Source organism: Streptomyces sp. V2I9 (genome assembly GCF_030817475.1).
Taxonomy (GTDB): domain Bacteria; phylum Actinomycetota; class Actinomycetes; order Streptomycetales; family Streptomycetaceae; genus Streptomyces.
Window position 1 is genome coordinate 1,086,188 of sequence record NZ_JAUSZJ010000002.1, and the last position, 16,313, is coordinate 1,102,500.

Annotated in this window: 14 protein-coding genes and 2 rRNA genes (1 of these 16 cut by a window edge); 4 read left to right on the forward strand and 12 right to left on the reverse strand. The window is 73.1% G+C overall.

What is annotated here, in order from left to right:
• Window positions 1–41 precede the first annotated feature (41 nt).
• The gene (locus tag QFZ71_RS04855) at window positions 42–848 is read right to left on the reverse strand and encodes an aminotransferase class IV family protein (RefSeq protein ID WP_307667011.1); all 807 of its coding nucleotides are present in this window, start codon (window positions 846–848) and stop codon (window positions 42–44) included.
• 60 nt (window positions 849–908) lie between these two features.
• Here QFZ71_RS04855 and QFZ71_RS04860 point away from each other — a divergent pair, with 60 nt between their 5' ends.
• Window positions 909–1,250: a MerR family transcriptional regulator gene (locus tag QFZ71_RS04860; RefSeq protein ID WP_307667012.1), complete on the forward strand. Its 342-nt coding sequence runs from the start codon at window positions 909–911 to the stop codon at window positions 1,248–1,250.
• Window positions 1,251–1,513: 263 nt separating this feature from the next.
• Window positions 1,514–3,139 carry a PucR family transcriptional regulator gene (locus tag QFZ71_RS04865; RefSeq protein ID WP_307667013.1) on the forward strand — a complete coding sequence of 542 codons (1,626 nt, stop codon included), beginning with the start codon at window positions 1,514–1,516 and terminating at the stop codon, window positions 3,137–3,139.
• A gap of 62 nt (window positions 3,140–3,201) precedes the next feature.
• Here the strand turns inward: QFZ71_RS04865 and QFZ71_RS04870 are convergent, their stop codons facing one another.
• The 5 genes from QFZ71_RS04870 to QFZ71_RS04890 form a co-directional block, all read right to left on the reverse strand.
• Window positions 3,202–4,320, reverse strand: a complete 1,119-nt coding sequence (locus tag QFZ71_RS04870; protein WP_307667014.1) for a glycosyltransferase family 4 protein — start codon at window positions 4,318–4,320, stop codon at window positions 3,202–3,204.
• Window positions 4,321–4,683: 363 nt separating this feature from the next.
• Window positions 4,684–6,429: a DNA repair protein RecN gene (gene recN, locus QFZ71_RS04875; RefSeq protein WP_307667015.1), complete on the reverse strand. Its 1,746-nt coding sequence runs from the start codon at window positions 6,427–6,429 to the stop codon at window positions 4,684–4,686.
• A gap of 150 nt (window positions 6,430–6,579) precedes the next feature.
• On the reverse strand, window positions 6,580–7,485 hold the full coding sequence (locus QFZ71_RS04880) for an NAD kinase (RefSeq protein ID WP_228991513.1): 906 nt from the start codon (window positions 7,483–7,485) through the stop codon (window positions 6,580–6,582).
• Window positions 7,482–8,297 carry a TlyA family RNA methyltransferase gene (locus QFZ71_RS04885; RefSeq protein ID WP_307667016.1) on the reverse strand — a complete coding sequence of 272 codons (816 nt, stop codon included), beginning with the start codon at window positions 8,295–8,297 and terminating at the stop codon, window positions 7,482–7,484. The genes QFZ71_RS04880 and QFZ71_RS04885 overlap by 4 nt, the downstream gene beginning before the upstream one ends.
• Before the next feature lie 7 nt (window positions 8,298–8,304).
• On the reverse strand, window positions 8,305–8,697 hold the full coding sequence (locus QFZ71_RS04890) for a hypothetical protein (protein ID WP_307667017.1): 393 nt from the start codon (window positions 8,695–8,697) through the stop codon (window positions 8,305–8,307).
• 42 nt (window positions 8,698–8,739) lie between these two features.
• Here QFZ71_RS04890 and QFZ71_RS04895 point away from each other — a divergent pair, with 42 nt between their 5' ends.
• Window positions 8,740–9,087, forward strand: coding sequence for an SCP2 sterol-binding domain-containing protein (locus QFZ71_RS04895; protein ID WP_307667018.1), 348 nt, complete (start codon window positions 8,740–8,742; stop codon window positions 9,085–9,087).
• A 91-nt stretch (window positions 9,088–9,178) separates the two neighbouring features.
• Here the strand turns inward: QFZ71_RS04895 and QFZ71_RS04900 are convergent, their stop codons facing one another.
• Together QFZ71_RS04900 and QFZ71_RS04905 are read right to left on the reverse strand one after the other, a co-directional pair.
• Window positions 9,179–9,979, reverse strand: coding sequence for an ABC transporter ATP-binding protein (locus tag QFZ71_RS04900; protein WP_307667019.1), 801 nt, complete (start codon window positions 9,977–9,979; stop codon window positions 9,179–9,181).
• 185 nt (window positions 9,980–10,164) lie between these two features.
• On the reverse strand, window positions 10,165–11,232 hold the full coding sequence (locus QFZ71_RS04905) for an HAD hydrolase-like protein (RefSeq protein ID WP_307667020.1): 1,068 nt from the start codon (window positions 11,230–11,232) through the stop codon (window positions 10,165–10,167).
• A 72-nt stretch (window positions 11,233–11,304) separates the two neighbouring features.
• Here QFZ71_RS04905 and QFZ71_RS04910 point away from each other — a divergent pair, with 72 nt between their 5' ends.
• Window positions 11,305–12,585: a DUF1015 domain-containing protein gene (locus QFZ71_RS04910; RefSeq protein WP_307667021.1), complete on the forward strand. Its 1,281-nt coding sequence runs from the start codon at window positions 11,305–11,307 to the stop codon at window positions 12,583–12,585.
• 132 nt (window positions 12,586–12,717) lie between these two features.
• Here the strand turns inward: QFZ71_RS04910 and QFZ71_RS04915 are convergent, their stop codons facing one another.
• The 4 genes from QFZ71_RS04915 to QFZ71_RS04930 form a co-directional block, all read right to left on the reverse strand.
• Window positions 12,718–13,419 (reverse strand): hypothetical protein, encoded by a 702-nt coding sequence (locus tag QFZ71_RS04915; protein WP_307667022.1) that lies wholly within the window; start codon window positions 13,417–13,419, stop codon window positions 12,718–12,720.
• The gene (locus QFZ71_RS04920) at window positions 13,416–14,642 is read right to left on the reverse strand and encodes a hypothetical protein (RefSeq protein WP_307667023.1); all 1,227 of its coding nucleotides are present in this window, start codon (window positions 14,640–14,642) and stop codon (window positions 13,416–13,418) included. Before QFZ71_RS04920 ends, QFZ71_RS04915 begins: the two co-directional genes overlap by 4 nt.
• A 271-nt stretch (window positions 14,643–14,913) precedes the next feature.
• Window positions 14,914–15,030 (reverse strand): 5S ribosomal RNA (gene rrf, locus QFZ71_RS04925).
• A gap of 111 nt (window positions 15,031–15,141) precedes the next feature.
• Window positions 15,142–16,313 (reverse strand): 23S ribosomal RNA (locus QFZ71_RS04930); it runs 1,954 nt beyond the window's last position.

Genomic DNA, 16,313 nt, shown 5'->3' on the forward strand with positions numbered 1-16,313 from the left:
CGGCCCCCGGCTTCGAGCCGGGGGCCGCCCCCGTCCGTTTCTCAGGGGGCGGTGAGCGGTTCGGCCTCGTACGCCCGGTGGAGCAGGTCCAGGAAACGCGGGGCCGCGGGCAGCGTGGTGGCGCCGATCCGGTGGACGGGCACGCCCGGCGTCCAGGAGTTCATGACGACGGCGCCGGCGAGGGCGGACAGATCGGCGGGGGTGACGTCGACGGTCCGCTGAGCGGCCCCGAGCCGCTCCAGCCGGCGGCGGACGATGCCCAGGGTCGTCCCGGTCAGCACGTCGGCGCGTGGCCACACCACCGCGTCGCCGTCCCAGAAGGCCAGGTTCCAGATCGTGGCCTCGCTGAACCGGCCCGCCCGGTCGAGGAAGGCGGCGTCGTCGAACCCGTCGGCGGCGGCCTGCCGCAGGAGGTGGGTCTTGGCCACCTCCCCGACGTGCTTGACGTGCGGCAGGAACCGCTCGTGCTCGACCGCCGCCAGGGCCAGCGGGCCGTCCGGGCCGGACGACGCCGGCCCGGTGCGGACCAGGAGTGCCGGGTCGGCGTCGGCGGCGGTGAACTCGCCGGCCGGGGAGTACACGGTGGCCGTCAGCGAGAGGTCGGCCGGTCCGTCGCGCAGCGCCGTACGCAGCAGGGAGCGCACCGATTCCTCGGGCAGGGCCCGGCCGAACAGCTCCACCGAGGCGGACCGCAGCCGCTCCAGGTGGAGGTCCAGGCCGCGGAACCGGCCGTCGCGGACCTGCGCGGCGGTGAAGTGGGCGTGGCCCGCGAAGGCGAGCGGGGCGAGGTCGCCGGCGGCCGCCGGACGGCCGTTCAGGTGCGTGACGTACGGGGAATCTTCGCTCATGGCCCGGACGTTAGGGTCTGACACCGGTGGCAAGGTCAAGCGGGAACGGGGCACGGGCACATGCTGATCGGGGAGTTGTCCCGGCGGACCGGGGCCAGTGCGCGGTCTCTGCGGTACTACGAGGCGCAGGGGCTGCTGGCGGCGCGGCGCGGGACGAACGGCTACCGAGCCTACGACGAGGACGCGGTCCGCACCGTGGGGCAGATCCGCGCGCTGCTGCGGGCGGGACTGTCCACCGAGGTGATCCGTCAGGTGCTGCCGTGCACACGGGGCGACCGGGGCTTCGACTGGTGCGCGGAGCTGCGGGAGGTCCTGGACGGCGAACTGGCGGTCATGGACGAGCGGATCGAGGCGCTGCGGCTCAGCCGGGGAGCGCTGGCGGGGTTGCTGGGCGACGGGTGAGCGGCGCGGCGGCGGGACGGTCACGCGCCCACCGCCCCCGGCGTTCCGCGCCCCCTCCGACGCGTTGTCGCGGCGCACGGGGCCCGCCGACGCTCGTTACCTGCGAGTACCCGTCCCCTGCGGTGTGCGTCACATCCGCCGGGCGGTAGCGTCCTGAACAGGGCGGTCCGATTCCGGGCCGTCCGGACAGGACGACCGCCCGGACGACGGACAGACACCGCCGGGCCGGGCAGGGCAGGGCACCAGGAAAGCGGGCCGGGTACGTGGAGAGCCACAGCGGGATCACCGTGCAGCGGGCGCTGGAGCTGCCGGGGCTGCGCGCCGGGCTCCCCGAGGTGGTGGCCGGCGCCGACCGGCTGAACCGTACGGTGCGCTGGGTGCACGCGGGCGAGGTCCCCAACATCGCCTCCCTCCTCAAGGGCGGCGAGCTGCTCCTGACCACCGGGCTGGGCCTGGGCGCCCGCCCCGCCGAACAGCGGGCCTTCGTCCACCGCCTCGCCGACCGGGGCATCGCCGCCCTGGTGGTGGAGCTGGGCCCGCGGTTCGGCCGGCTGCCCTCCTCCATCGTGGACGCGGCCCGTGCGGCCGGGCTCCCGCTGGTCCAGCTGCACCGCGAGGTGCCGTTCGTCGCGGTGACCGAGGAGGTGCACACCGAGATCGTCAACGGGCACTACGCGCTGCTCCAGCAGGCGGAGGAGGTGCACCGGCGTGCCACACGGGCGTTGCTCGACGGGGGCGGGGTGCCGCAGGTCCTCGGAATCCTCGCCGACTTCACCGCCAACCCGGTCTTCCTGGAGACGCCCGACGGCCGTCTCCTGTACGCGGCGTCCACCGGGACCGGACCGGTGGGCGCGGACCCGCTCCAGGTCTGGGAGGGCATGCGCGGCGACCGGGCGGCCAGGGAGAGCCCCCCGGCCGGCGCGGTGCTGGTGGACGTGCCGGGCGGCGGTCCCGAGACCGGTGCGGTGCGGGCCCGGCTGGTGCTGCTCGCGGTGGCCGGGCCGCTGGCGACGGTCCACCGCATGGCGGCGGGGCGGGCGGCGGGTCTGCTCGCCGTGGTGCTGATGCAGGCCCGGCAGGAGGAGGAGCTGGCCGCGCGGGGGCGGGGTGACTTCCTGACCGACCTCGCGGAGGGCCGGATCGCCCCGGAGGACGCCCCCGCCCAGGCTCGGGTGCTCGGCTTCCGGCCGGGCGACACCCCACTGCTGCCGGTGGTGATGCGGCTGGCCCCCGAGCTGTCCCCCTCGGGCAACTGGTCGCTGCTGGCCCGCGCGGTCCTGGAGGAGCTGGCCTCGGTCGGCGTGCCGGTGCTGCTGGGCGTACGACCGGTGGAGGGGCGGGTTCCGCTGCTGCTGGGGCTGCGTTCGGAGGGGGAGCGCACGGCGGTCGCGGACCGGGTGGCGGCGGCGCTGCGGGCGGGCGTGGAGCGGGCGGGGCTCGACCGCCCCGGATCGCGGCCGCCGGTGGTCGTGGTGGGCGTCGCCGGTGGCTGGGCCGGGGCGGGCGCGGGGCTGCGGCACGCGTCGGAGACGGCGACGGCCGCGCAGGGGCTGGACGAACGGCCCTGGTACGACGCCCGGCGTCTCGACATCGACCTGCTGCTGTGGCGGCTGCGGGACCATCCGGATCTGGCGGCGTTCGTGGACCGGGCGATCGGTCCGCTGCGCGAGCACGACCGGGCCTCGCGCCCGCCGCTGCTGCCGACGCTCCAGGCGTATCTGGAGCACGCGGGCCGCAAGGCGGAGACCGCACGCGAGCTGCACCTCAACCGCCAGACGCTCTACAACCGGCTGGCCCGCATCGGTGAACTGCTGGGCACGGACCTGGACGACCCGCAGACGGTGCTGGCGCTGAGCCTGGCGCTGCGGGCCCGCCGCCACACGAGCTGACCGGCGGACGCGGGGTCGGGATCGGCGGCCGGGCCCTCGCCGCCTCTGCCTCCCCGGTCCGCTCAGCGCCCGCGCCCGATGGCCGACGGCTGGGCCAACTCGTCGTAGACGCTGAGCACATGGGCGATCGTGTCGTCCTCGGTGGGCCAGTCGGCCGCCTGCGCCCGCCCTGCCTCGGCGAGCCGGTCGCGCTCCGCCGGGTCCTCGATCAGCCGCACCACCGCGCCGGCGAGGGCCTCGGCGTTCCCGTACGGCACCAGTGCGGCGGCTCCTCCGACCAGTTCGGGGGTGCCGCCGACCGCGGTGGCGACCAGCGGAACCCCGGCGCGCAGCGCCTCCTGGGCCAGCAGGGAGCGCCCCTCCCACCGGCTCGGCAGCAGGGCCAGGTCGGCGGCGGCGAGCAACTCCCCGGCCCCGTGACGGGATTCGAGGAGGACCACGGGCAACTCCTCGTCCCTGATCCGCCGTCGCAGCGCGTCCCGGTCCTGCCCCTCCCCCGCGATGACGAGCAACGGCTCGGGGTCCAGGCCCCGCCAGAGACGGGCCGCGTCCAGCAGGCCGCCGAAGCCGTGCTGCGGCACGAGGGCGCCGGCGGCCATCAGCAACGGCCGGTCCACCGCGCCGAGTTCGGCCCGCAGTTTGTCGGGGTCCGCGTCGGCGCCGGTCCCGTCGCCGAGATCTTCCGGGCACGGCGGCGGAACGGTGAACGGAGCGAGCCGGGCGTCGCGTGCCCCCCGTTCGCGGGCCAGGTCGACCAGGTCGGAGGTGGGGGCGAGGACCACGGCGGCGGCCCGGGCGGCGCGGCGTTCCAGCAGGTGCAGGATCTGCCGGCGGGCCCCTTCCGCGTACCGCCGCGTGTGCCAGGTCATCACCAGGGGTACGGAGCGTCCGCTCAGCGCGAGGGCGGTGCGGGCGGCGGCGTGGAGGCCGTGGGCATGGACGACGTCCGCCCCCGCGCAGGCGGCCCGCAGGGCGGCGACGGCGGCCGGGTCGCTGCGCCGGGGCACCGGGAGGAAGCGGGCCCCGGCCGCCGTGAAGTCATGGGCGCGGTCCACCGCGGGCGGGGCGCAGACGGTCACCCGGACCCCGCGCGCCACCAGTCCGGCGGCCAGCGAACCGGCGTGCGCGCTGCCGCCCGCGCTGCCGCCGCCCAGGACGTGGACCGTACGCAGTTGTGACACGTTGATCGGCTCCCCGGGGCTCCCCCGTCGGCGGCAAGGACAGCGCCAAGGATGCCAGCCCGTACGCACGTCCGGGACCGACGTAACGTTGCTGCACCGTCCGCGGCGGCAACCGAACGCACTCCATCACCCTCACGGGTGAACTTCGAGGCGCGAAGTTGTCACCTCTGTCCGGTGAACGCCCGCTGCGGCCCGCAGGACGGCCGCCCCCGCCCCTCGCGCCCGGCCCGCCCGGCCGAACCGGCGCCGGACCCCGCGCGCGGACACGTGCGGGCGGGAGAAGCCCCCGCCCGCACCCGGACCTTCCCGTACCCGCCGGCACCGGCGGGGTCCCTGGAGCCCCCGCCGGCCCCCGGAATCCGCTCAGCCGTCGGCGCGGGCCGTGGCCAGCAGCTCCTCGGCGTGGGCGCGGGCCGTCTCGGAGTCCTCCTGGCCCGCCAGCATCCGGGACAGCTCCCGCACCCGGTCCTCGCCCTCCAGGACGGTGACGCCGCTGCGGGTCACGGAACCGTCCACAGTCTTCTCGACCAGCAGCTGCCGGTCGGCGAAGGCAGCCACCTGCGGCAGGTGGGTCACGACGACCACCTGCGCGGACTTGGCGAGCTTGGCGAGCCGCCGGCCCACCTCGACCGCCGCCTTGCCGCCGACGCCCGCGTCGACCTCGTCGAAGAGGTACGTCGGCACGGGGTCGGAGCCCGCGAAGACGACCTCGACCGCGAGCATCACGCGGGACAGCTCACCGCCCGAAGCGCCCTTGGCGATCGGCCGGGGCTGGGCCCCGGGGTGTGGGGCGAGCAGCAGTTCGACCTCGTCCGCTCCGGACGGGCCGTAGACGACGCTGCGCCCGCCGATGTCGATGCCGGAGGCCTCGTCAGCAGCCTCGGTCTGCCGGATGGCGAAGGAGACCCGCGCGTGCGGCATGGCCAGCGAGGCCAGCTCCTCGGTCACCGCCTCGGCGAACCGGGCGGCGGCCTCCGTCCGCGCGTCGGTCAACGCCTGCCCGAGCACCGAGAGTTCGGCCCGCAGACCGTCGCGCTCGGCGGTCAGCTCCCCGATCCGCTCGTCGTCGCCCTCCAGCTCGGTGAGCCGGCCCGCGCCCTCCTGGGCCCAGGCGAGCACGGCCGTGATGTCCTCCCCGTACTTACGGGTCAGGGCGGTCAGCGCGGCCCGGCGCTCCTCCACGGCGGCCAGCCGCAGCGGATCGGCCTCCAGCTGGTCGGCGTAGCCCGCCAACTCTCCGGAGACGTCGGCGATCAGGATGGAGATCTCACCGATCCGGTCCGCCAGCGCGGCGAGCGCCGGGTCGTGCGCCCGGACCCCGTCCAGGGCCTGCCCGGCGGCGGCGACCACGGTGGTCGCGTCGATGCTCTCCGGGTCCTCCGGGTTCCCCGCCAGCGCGGTGTGCGCGAGAGACGCCGCGGAGGCGAGGGCCTCGGCGTGTCCGAGCCGCTCCGCCTCGGCGGCCAACTCCACGTCCTCGCCCGGCAACGGCTCGACCGCGGCGACCTCGTTCAGCCCGAACCGCAGCAGGTCCGCCTCCTGGGCCCGCTCGCGGGCCCGCGTGGTCAGCTCCTCCAGCTCGGCGGCGACGGCCCGCAGCCGCCGGTAGGCAGCCGCGTACTTGGCGTGCGGGACCTCCACCCCGTCCCCGGCGTACCGGTCCAGGGCGCCCCGCTGCCGCGCCGGCTTGAGCAGGCCCTGCTGGTCGGTCTGGCCGTGCACGGCGACGAGGTCGTCCGCCAGCTCGGTGAGGACCCCCACCGGCACGGACCGGCCGCCGAGGTGGGCGCGTGAGCGCCCCTCGGCCGAAACGGTACGGCTGATGAGCAGCGCGCCGTCGTCCAGCTCCGCCCCGGCCTCCTCGGCCCGCAGCGCCGCCGCGTCGGCCTCGGACACCGTGATCCGGCCCTCGACGACGGCGGCCTTGGCCCCGATCCGTACGAGGGCGGGGTCGGCGCGCCCGCCGAGCAGCAGCCCGAGACTCGTGACGACCATGGTCTTGCCCGCACCGGTCTCACCCGTCACCGCGGTGAAACCGGGTGACAGCTCCACCACCGCGTCGTCGATGACTCCGAGCGACCGTATCCGCATCTCCTCCAGCACGGACATGACCTTACGAGGTCCCGGACCGCACGCGCGACGGACCCCGTCCCCGGATTCACTCTCCCGGGGGTTTCCGGCCCGGTCGCGGAGGCCGCGCGAAGGCGACCCGAAGACCGTGCGGAGCCCCGCGGAGGCCGCGGGGCTCCGGCCCGGACGTCAGTGCGGAGCGCCCCGCCATCCCGAGACGGGCAGCGCGAACTTCGCCACCAGCCGGTCGGTGAACGAGGCCTGGTGCAGCCGTGCCAGCCGGACGGGCACCGCCCCGCGCCGCACCTCGACCCGCGCTCCGGCGGGCAGTTCCACGGTCCGCCGCCCGTCGCACCACAGCACCCCGTGCGGGGTGTGCGGCTGCACCTCGACGGCGAGCACCGATGTGGGCGAGGTCACCAGCGGCTTGGCGAACAGGGCGTGGGCGCTGATCGGGACCATCAGCAGCGCCTCGACCTCGGGCCAGACGACGGGGCCGCCCGCCGAGAACGCGTACGCGGTCGAGCCGGTCGGCGTGGCGCAGACGATCCCGTCGCAGCCGAACCCGGTGACCGGGCGGCCGTCGATCTCCAGGACCACTTCGAGCATCCGCTCGGGCGACACCTTCTGCACGGCCGCCTCGTTGAGCGCCCAGTCGGTGTGCACCACATCGCCGTTGCTGTGGACGAGGACGTCGATGGTCATGCGCTCCTCGACCTCGTAGTCGCGGGTGACGACCCGCGAGACCACCCGGTCGAGGTCGTCGCGCTCGGCCTCGGCGAGGAAGCCGACGCGTCCGAGGTTGACGCCGAGCATCGGCACCCCGGAGGCGCGGGAGAACTCGGCGCCGCGCAACAGGGTGCCGTCACCGCCGAGGACGATCAGCAGCTCGCAGCCGTCCACGGCGGCGGGGCTGGTGTCCGTGACCGTCTCCACGGTGTCCGGGAGCGGCAGATCGGCCGCCTCGGTCGCCAGGACCCGTACGCCGAGCCCGTTGTGCAGCAGACCCTGCACGACGAGTTCCGCGCTGCGGATCGCGGCCGGACGGCCGGTGTGCGCCAAAAGGAAGACTGTTCGTGCCGCATTCGTCGTCAACGAGGCCCCTCCGCCACTGCACGGTCGACATCCGCGGGATCCGGCTCAGGTGCGCCGGCCCGCAGCCACAGAAAGTACTCGACGTTCCCGGACGGGCCGGGCAGCGGACTGGCCGTCACCCCCCGTACGCCGAGGCCGAGCCCCCACGCCCGCCGCGCCACTTCCCGTACGGCCTCGGCGCGCAGTTCGGGGCTGCGCACCACTCCGCCGCTGCCGAGCCGCTCCTTGCCGACCTCGAACTGCGGCTTGACCATGAGGACCAGGTCGGCGTCGGGCCCGGCGCACCGGGCGAGGGCGGGCAGCACGAGGCCCAGCGGAATGAAGGACAGGTCCCCCACCACCAGGTCGACCGCCTCACCGTCGATGTCCTCCAGGGTCAACTCCCGCACATTGGTACGGTCCTTGACCACGACGCGTTCGTCGGACTGCAGGGACCAGGCGAGCTGGCCGTAGCCGACGTCCACGGCGACGACCTGCCGGGCCCCGGCGCGCAGCAGCACATCGGTGAACCCGCCCGTGGAGGCCCCGGCGTCCAGCGCCCGCCGTCCTTCGACGGCCAGCCCGAGCGGCACGAAGGCGGCGAGCGCCCCGGCCAGCTTGTGACCGCCGCGCGAGACGTAGTCGGGGTCGCCGTCGTCCTTGGTGACGACGATCGCGGCGGCCGTCTCGACCTGGGTGGCGGGTTTGGTCGCGGTGGTGCGGCCGACGGTGACGCGCCCCGCGGCGATCAGCTGGCTCGCGTGCTCCCGCGAGCGGGCGAGCTTGCGGCGTACCAGCTCGGCGTCGAGGCGGCGACGTGCCACTCCTGCCACGTTCGGTTCAGCTCCTGTTGTCGTGACGCGTGTCGTGACGCGTGTCCTGCGTGCGGTGCGAAGGCGTGGGCACGGGGCCGGGTGCGGCGGCCGCCGGACGGGCGTCCAGCGAGGTCAGCTCGGCCCGCAGCCCACGGTGTACATCCTCGTACACCTCGACGTGCCCGTCCGCCGGGAGGTGGTCGGCGTCGGCCAGCCGCTCCAGCCGGGCGTCCACGGCGGCGTGCCCGGTGGGGGTGCGGACGACCCCGAGGGGCGCGGGTCCGGCGGGCTCGGAGGAGGGAGCCACGGGTTCGCCCGGCCCGGCCGCCCCGGCGAGGGACGCCGAGGGGCCGGAGGACTCGGCGGTGGGCGTCGCGGTGGCCGGGTCCCCGGCCACCGCGTCATCGGTGTCGCTCATGCCGAAACGCTACCTCGGCGGGCCGGTGTACCGTCGAGCACGATGGCGACCATGGAGGAGTGCCGCAGCGCACTGAGAAGACTTTCCGACAACCTCGCGGCGGCCGGAGGCGGCGTACGCGACGCCGCCGCCCTCGACCGCTCGCTGAGCTGTCACATCACCGACCTCGACATCACGTTCACCGGCCGGCTGGCCGACGGCCGGATCGAGGTGCGGGACACGGTCGAGGGGCCACCGCGGGAGAAGGCCGGGATCAGGCTCGCGATGACGGGTGACGACCTGGTGGCTCTGGTGGACGGCGACCTGAACTTCGCGAAGGCGTGGGCCTCGGGCCGCGTACGCCTGGAAGCCGGCTTCCGGGACCTGCTGAAGCTGAGATCCCTGCTGTGACGGCTCCCGGCGTACGGGCGGCGGAACCGAGCCCGTACGTCCGGGGTGGGAGGACGAGGAGCGGCGGGGGTGCGCCCCGCGCCGCCGCATCTCAGGCAGGGATCTTCCGCGCCTTGCGGGCCGCCGGTACGACCAGCGGCGTCCCGGTCTCCGGGTCGTCGATCACCTGGCACCGCATCCCGAACACCCGCTCCACCAGCTCCGCGTCGACGACGTCCGAGGGCGGACCCTCCGCGACGACCTCCCCGTCCCGCATCGCGATGAGGTGTGTGGCGTACCGGGCGGCGTGGTTCAGGTCGTGGAGCACGGCGACCAGCGTGCGGCCCCGCGACTCGTGCAGCTCCGCGCACAGGTCGAGGACGTCGATCTGGTGCTGGATGTCGAGGTACGTCGTCGGCTCGTCGAGCAGCAGCAGCGGCGTCTGCTGGGCCAGCGCCATGGCGATCCAGACCCGCTGGCGCTGACCGCCGGACAGCTCGTCGACGTAGCGGTCGGCCAGAGCGGCGACGCCGGTGGACTCCATGGACTCCTCCACCACCCGCTCGTCCTCGGGCGACCACTGCCGCAGCAACCCCTGGTGCGGGTAGCGGCCGCGGGCGACGAGGTCGGCGACGGTGATCCCGTCCGGGGCTATGGAGGTCTGCGGCAGCAGTCCCAGCGTCAGGGCGACCTTCTTCGCGGGCAGCCGGTGGATGGCCTGCCCGTCCAGCAGCACCTGCCCCTGGCTCGGCCTGAGCATCCGGGCGAGCGCGCGCAGCAGGGTCGACTTGCCGCACGCGTTGGGGCCGACGATCACGGTGAAGGAGTTGTCGGGGATCTCCACCGAGAGGTTCTCGGCGATGACCCGCCGGTCGTATCCGAGGGTCACCGATTCCGCGGTGAGGCGCTGCATGGTCGTACTCCCGGAGTCGGTGAGGTGGAACGGCACGGCGGGTGGCACGGGCGGACCACCGCACAGCACCAGGTTAGGTCACCCTATCTTCCTCGCCGGTCCGTCGGCAGCGGGCGGTCGCACCGGCCCCGGCGCCCGGTCCGCCCGAGGCATCGGAGGGCCGGGTCCGGGGGCCGAGGGCAGGTTCAGAGGCCGAGCCGGGCGACGGCCTTCGCCGTCTCCAGCCGGCACCCGTCCGGACCGGCGAAGGTCCAGGCCGCCGCGCAGAGGGCCCGCAGCCCGTCGAGCGCGTCGTCCCCGCCCCCGCCTTCGCTCACCGCTTCGCCCCCGCTCACGGCTTCCAGCACCAGCCGGTCCCCGCGCACGGCGGCCGTCCAGCCCCCGCACCGGTACCCGTCACCGGCCGGCGCCACCTCGGGCTGTCCGGTCAGGAGCCCCCGCAGGTCCCGGTCCACATAGGTCGGCCGGTGCCGCGGCGGTGCTGCGAGGAGCTGGGCCGCGTCGGTCACCCCGGTCAGGACGAGCAGCGAGTCCACGTCCCCGTTGAACGCGCCCTCGATGTCGGTGTCCAGCCGGTCCCCGACGACGAGCGGCCGCTTCGCCCCGGTCCGCAGGACCGTCTCCCGGTGCATCGGCGGCAGCGGCTTCCCCGCGACCTGCGGCTCGGCCCCGGTGGCGATCCGGACGACCTCGACCGCGGCCCCGTTGCCGGGCGCGATGCCCCGCGCGCTCGGGATGGTCAGGTCGGTGTTGGACGCGAACCACGGCAGCCCGCGCCGGATCGCGTAGCTCGCCTCGGCGAACCGCCCCCACGCCATGTCCGGCCCTCCGTACCCCTGGGCCACCGCCGCCGGGTCGTCGTCCGCCGACTCCACCGGTACCAGTCCGCGTTCGCGCAGCGCGACCCTCAGCCCCTCACCGCCGATCGCCAGCACCCGTGCTCCCGGCGGCAGCTGATCGGCGACCAGCCGGGCGACGGCCTGCGCGGAGGTGATCACGTCGGAGGGTTCGGCGGGCACTCCGAGCTCCGTCAGGTGCTCGGCCACGGCGTCCGGCGTCCGCAGCGCGTTGTTGGTGACGTACGCCAGGCGCATGCCCCCGGCCCGTGCCTCCGCCAGCGAATCGACGGCGTACGCGATGGCCTCCCCGCCCGCGTACACGACCCCGTCGAGGTCGAGGAGAGCCGTGTCGTACGCCTCGCTCAGCGCCGTGCCGCTCCCCGCCGGCCGGGACCTCTGGTGCTGGTGGCTCATATGGTTCGCTCCTCTTTGCTCTGTTTCTGCCCCGGCCGCCGCGGATGCCCCCTGCACACATACGATGCCCTGATGAAGACTTCAGGTCCCGTCGCACAGGGGCTGCGGCTGATCCCGTTCCGCGGACTGCGGTACGTCCCCGAGCGGGTCGGCAGCCTCGCCGCCGTGACGTCGCCCCCGTACGACGTGATCGTCCGGCCCGACGGGCTGCACCACCTGGAGTCCGCGGATCCGCACAACATCGTGCGTCTCATCCTCCCCCAGGCCGACACGGCGCGGGACCGGCACCGGCAGGCGGCGGCCACTCTGGACCGCTGGCTGGCCGAGGGGGTCATCGCTCCGGACCCGGACCCGGTGCTCTACGTCTACGAGCAGCGCAACGACGAGATCCTCCAGCGGGGCCTGATCGGGGCCCTGGCGCTCTCCCCCGCCGACGAGGGCATCGTGCTGCCCCACGAGGACGTCATGGACGACGTCGTCGCGGACCGCGCGGAGCTGATGCGGACGACGGGAGCGCATCTGGAGCCGCTGCTGCTGACCTACCGCGGCGACGAGGGCGAACCGGCCGGGGCGGCGGCCGTGATCGAGCGCGTGGTGGAACGCGAGCCGCTGCTGGCCACCACGACGGAGGACGGTTTCCGGCACCGGCTCTGGGCCGTGACGGACCCGGCGGAGCGGAGCGGGATCGCGGCGGACCTCGCCCGCCGCCAGGCCCTCATCGCCGACGGCCACCACCGCTGGGCCACCTACCTGCGGCTCCAGCGGGAGGAGACCGCCCCCGGACCGTGGGACCACGGCCTCGTCCTCCTCGTCGACACGGTCCGCCACCCGCTCCAGGTCCGTGCCATCCACCGGCTCCTACGTAGCCTGCCGGTCTCGCGGGCGGTACGGGCGCTGCACGGTCTCTTCCGTGTGGAACGGGTGGACGGGCCGCTCCCCCACGCCCTGGAGGCGCTGGCGGGGGCAGCGGCCGAAGGCAACGCCTTCCTCCTCGCGGGCGACGGCGGCTTCCATCTGGTGGACCGCCCGGACCCGGCGCTGCTGGGCCGCACGGTACGCGCGGACCGTCCCGAGGCCTGGCGCACCCTGGACGCGTCGGTCCTGCACGCGGCGCTGCTCGACGAGGTGTGGAACGTGCCCGACGCCCCCGAGCACATCGGCTACATCCACGACGCCGCGGCCGCCGTCGAACAGGCGGAACGCCTCGACGCCACGGCGGTCCTGATGCATCCCGTACGCGAAGAGGTCGTCCGGGACCTGGCCCGGCAGGGGGTGACGATGCCGCGCAAGTCGACGTCGTTCGGCCCGAAGCCGGCCACGGGCCTGGTCATGCGGAGCCTCGCACTCGGCTGATCCGCCGGAGGGCGCGGGAAACACGGAAAGGGGTGGCGCTCCGGCCGGAGTGCCACCCCTCTCGCGTCTCAGTCGACCGCTAGGGTCTTTCGTTCGGACCCCGCGAGCACGGCACGATCCACACGAGAGGCCCTAGTTCCGGGCCGGGCCGTCCACGGGACCGTCCTGCTCGTCGTGTCCCTCGGGCGCGGTCTCGTCGGTGTCGTCCGACTCGTCGTCGAGGACGTCGACGAACTCCACGCCGTCGAGCTCGGCGAGGCGGTCCGACGCGTCGGTGGAACCGTCCTTGTCGGCCTCCAGCGCCTTCCCGAACCACTCGCGGGCCTCGTCCTTGCGCCCGACCTCCAGCAGGGCGTCCGCGTACGCGTACCGCAGGCGGGGCGTCCACGACTGGACGGAGCTGGACGCCAGTTCGGGGCTCTGGAGCGTCACGATGGCTGCGTCGATCTGCCCCAGGTCACGGCGTGCCCCTGCGGCCACCAGCCGCATCTCGACCTGGCCGGCCTTGTCCAGCTTCCGCACCTCGGGCTCGCCGGCCATCGCCAGCGCCTTCTCGGGCCGGCCGAGTCCGCGCTCGCAGTCCGCCATGACGGGCCACAGTTCGACGGACCCGGTCATCCGCCGGGCCGCACGGAACTCGGCGAGCGCCTCGGCGTACTTCTGCGTCGCGTACGCCGCGAACCCGGCTGCCTCACGCACAGCGGCGACGCGAGACGCGAGCCGCAGGGCGATACGGGAGTACGCGTACGCCTCCTCGGGGTCCTCGTCGATCAGCCGGGCCACCATGACGAGGTTGCGCGCGACGTCCTCGGCAAGGGTCTTCGGCAGGCTCATGAGCTCCTGACGTACGTCCTTGTCGATCTCGTCGCCCGTGACGTCGTCCGGAATCGGCAGCCGCTTGATCGGCTCGCGGTCACGCTCCCGGTCGTCGCGGCGGAAACCACCACGGTCGCGGTCGTCGCGCGGCCCGCCGCGGTATCCGCCACGGTCGCTACCCCGGTCATCGCGCCGGAAGCCGCCACCACCGCGGTTGTCGTCACGCCGGAAGCCACCGCCGGAAGGCCGGTCGTCATCGCGGCGGGGGCCACGGGGGCGGTCGTCGCGGCGGTCGAACCCGCCACTGGGACGGCCACCGCGGTCATCACGCTGCGCACCACCCCGGTACCCACCACGATCGTCATCACGACGCGGCCCACGATCCCGGTCACGGTCGCGGTCGTCACGCCGGAACCCGCCACCGCCGGAGCCACCACCGCGGTTGTCGTCACGCCGGAAGCCACCACCGGAAGGCCGGTCGTCGTCACGGCGGGGGCCACGGGGGCGGTCGTCGCGGCGGTCGAACCCGCCACTGGGACGGCCACCGCGGTCATCACGCTGCGCACCACCCCGGTACCCACCACGATCGTCATCACGACGCGGCCCACGATCCCGGTCACGGTCGCGGTCATCGCGCCGGAACCCGCCACCGGAAGGCCGGTCGTCGTCACGGCGGGGGCCACGGGGACGGTCGTCACGGCGGTCGAACCCGCCACCACGGCTGTCATCGCGCCGGAAACCCCCACCCGCGCCACCACCACGGCTGTCATCACGACGGAAACCACCGCCGGAGCCACCGCCCCGGTTGTCGTCACGGCGGAAGCCACCACCGGAAGGCCGGTCGTCATCGCGGCGGGGGCCACGGGGGCGGTCGTCGCGGCGGTCGAACCCGCCACTGGGACGGCCACCGCGGTCATCACGCTGCGCACCACCCCGGTACCCACCACGATCGTCATCACGACGCGGCCCACGATCCCGGTCACGGTCGCGGTCGTCACGCCGGAACCCGCCACCGGAAGGCCGGTCGTCGTCACGGCGGGGGCCACGGGGACGGTCGTCACGGCGGTCGAACCCGCCACCACGGCTGTCATCGCGCCGGAAACCCCCACCCGCGCCACCACCACGGCTGTCATCACGACGGAAACCACCGCCGGAGCCACCACCGCGGTTGTCGTCACGGCGGAAGCCACCACCGGAAGGCCGGCTGTCATCGCGGCGCGGACCGCGGTCGCGGTCGTCACGACGGAAGCCGCCGCGATCGTTGTCGCGTCGAGGCGCGCCGGAACCCGACCGGTCGTCACGACCCCCGCGGTAACCGCCCCTGTCATCGCCATCCCGGCGACGCGGCTCGCGCTCCGGACGGTCGTCGGGAGAGTTGGTGGACATGGGTGTGACTCCTGTCTTCGGGTACTGCACACATTCTCGCGCAGCCGTCCGGACGACGCGCTTCGGCAAAACAAAAGGACCCCTGGTCCCAGCGTGAACGCTGGGACCAGGGGTCCTTGAAAGATTGTTCGGCGGCGTCCTACTCTCCCACAGGGTCCCCCCTGCAGTACCATCGGCGCTGAAAGGCTTAGCTTCCGGGTTCGGAATGTAACCGGGCGTTTCCCTAACGCAATGACCACCGAAACCCTATCGGGTTCTAGCGAACAAGCACACTCTTCAATTAAGTAGTGAAACTGTTCAACCGGTGCGATAACTGTTCGCAACCCGGGAACAACACAGTGGACGCGAGCAACTGAGGACAAGCCCTCGGCCTATTAGTACCAGTCAGCTCCACCCGTTACCGGGCTTCCACATCTGGCCTATCAACCCAGTCGTCTACTGGGAGCCTTAACCCTTCAAGAGGGTGGGAATACTCATCTCGAAGCAGGCTTCCCGCTTAGATGCTTTCAGCGGTTATCCTTTCCGAACGTAGCCAACCAGCCATGCCCTTGGCAGGACAACTGGCACACCAGAGGTTCGTCCGTCCCGGTCCTCTCGTACTAGGGACAGCCCTTCTCAATATTCCTACGCGCACAGCGGATAGGGACCGAACTGTCTCACGACGTTCTAAACCCAGCTCGCGTACCGCTTTAATGGGCGAACAGCCCAACCCTTGGGACCGACTCCAGCCCCAGGATGCGACGAGCCGACATCGAGGTGCCAAACCATCCCGTCGATATGGACTCTTGGGGAAGATCAGCCTGTTATCCCCGGGGTACCTTTTATCCGTTGAGCGACAGCGCTTCCACAAGCCACTGCCGGATCACTAGTCCCGACTTTCGTCCCTGCTCGACCCGTCGGTCTCACAGTCAAGCTCCCTTGTGCACTTACACTCAACACCTGATTGCCAACCAGGCTGAGGGAACCTTTGGGCGCCTCCGTTACTCTTTAGGAGGCAACCGCCCCAGTTAAACTACCCATCAGACACTGTCCCTGATCCGGATCACGGACCCAGGTTAGACATCCAGCACGACCAGAGTGGTATTTCAACGGCGACTCCACAACCACTGGCGTGGCCGCTTCACAGTCTCCCACCTATCCTACACAAGCCGAACCGAACACCAATATCAAACTATAGTAAAGGTCCCGGGGTCTTTCCGTCCTGCTGCGCGAAACGAGCATCTTTACTCGTAGTGCAATTTCACCGGGCCTATGGTTGAGACAGTCGAGAAGTCGTTACGCCATTCGTGCAGGTCGGAACTTACCCGACAAGGAATTTCGCTACCTTAGGATGGTTATAGTTACCACCGCCGTTTACTGGCGCTTAAGTTCTCAGCTTCGCCACCCCGAAAGGCAGCTAACCGGTCCCCTTAACGTTCCAGCACCGGGCAGGCGTCAGTCCGTATACATCGCCTTACGGCTTCGCACGGACCTGTGTTTTTAGTAAACAGTCGCTTCTCGCTGGTCTCTGCGGCCACCCCCAGCTC

Excerpts from the sequence above, each read along its gene's own strand:
- QFZ71_RS04900 (WP_307667019.1), bottom strand. The coding sequence starts at position 9,979 with ATGCAGCGCCTCACCGCGGAATCGGTGACCCTCGGATACGACCGGCGG.
- recN (WP_307667015.1), bottom strand. The coding sequence starts at position 6,429 with ATGTCCGTGCTGGAGGAGATGCGGATACGGTCGCTCGGAGTCATCGAC.
- QFZ71_RS04905 (WP_307667020.1), bottom strand. The coding sequence starts at position 11,232 with ATGAGCCACCAGCACCAGAGGTCCCGGCCGGCGGGGAGCGGCACGGCG.
- QFZ71_RS04915 (WP_307667022.1), bottom strand. The coding sequence starts at position 13,419 with ATGAGCCTGCCGAAGACCCTTGCCGAGGACGTCGCGCGCAACCTCGTC.
- QFZ71_RS04910 (WP_307667021.1), top strand. The coding sequence starts at position 11,305 with ATGAAGACTTCAGGTCCCGTCGCACAGGGGCTGCGGCTGATCCCGTTC.
- QFZ71_RS04860 (WP_307667012.1), top strand. The coding sequence starts at position 909 with ATGCTGATCGGGGAGTTGTCCCGGCGGACCGGGGCCAGTGCGCGGTCT.
- QFZ71_RS04855 (WP_307667011.1), bottom strand. The coding sequence starts at position 848 with ATGAGCGAAGATTCCCCGTACGTCACGCACCTGAACGGCCGTCCGGCG.
- QFZ71_RS04895 (WP_307667018.1), top strand. The coding sequence starts at position 8,740 with ATGGCGACCATGGAGGAGTGCCGCAGCGCACTGAGAAGACTTTCCGAC.
- QFZ71_RS04890 (WP_307667017.1), bottom strand. The coding sequence starts at position 8,697 with ATGAGCGACACCGATGACGCGGTGGCCGGGGACCCGGCCACCGCGACG.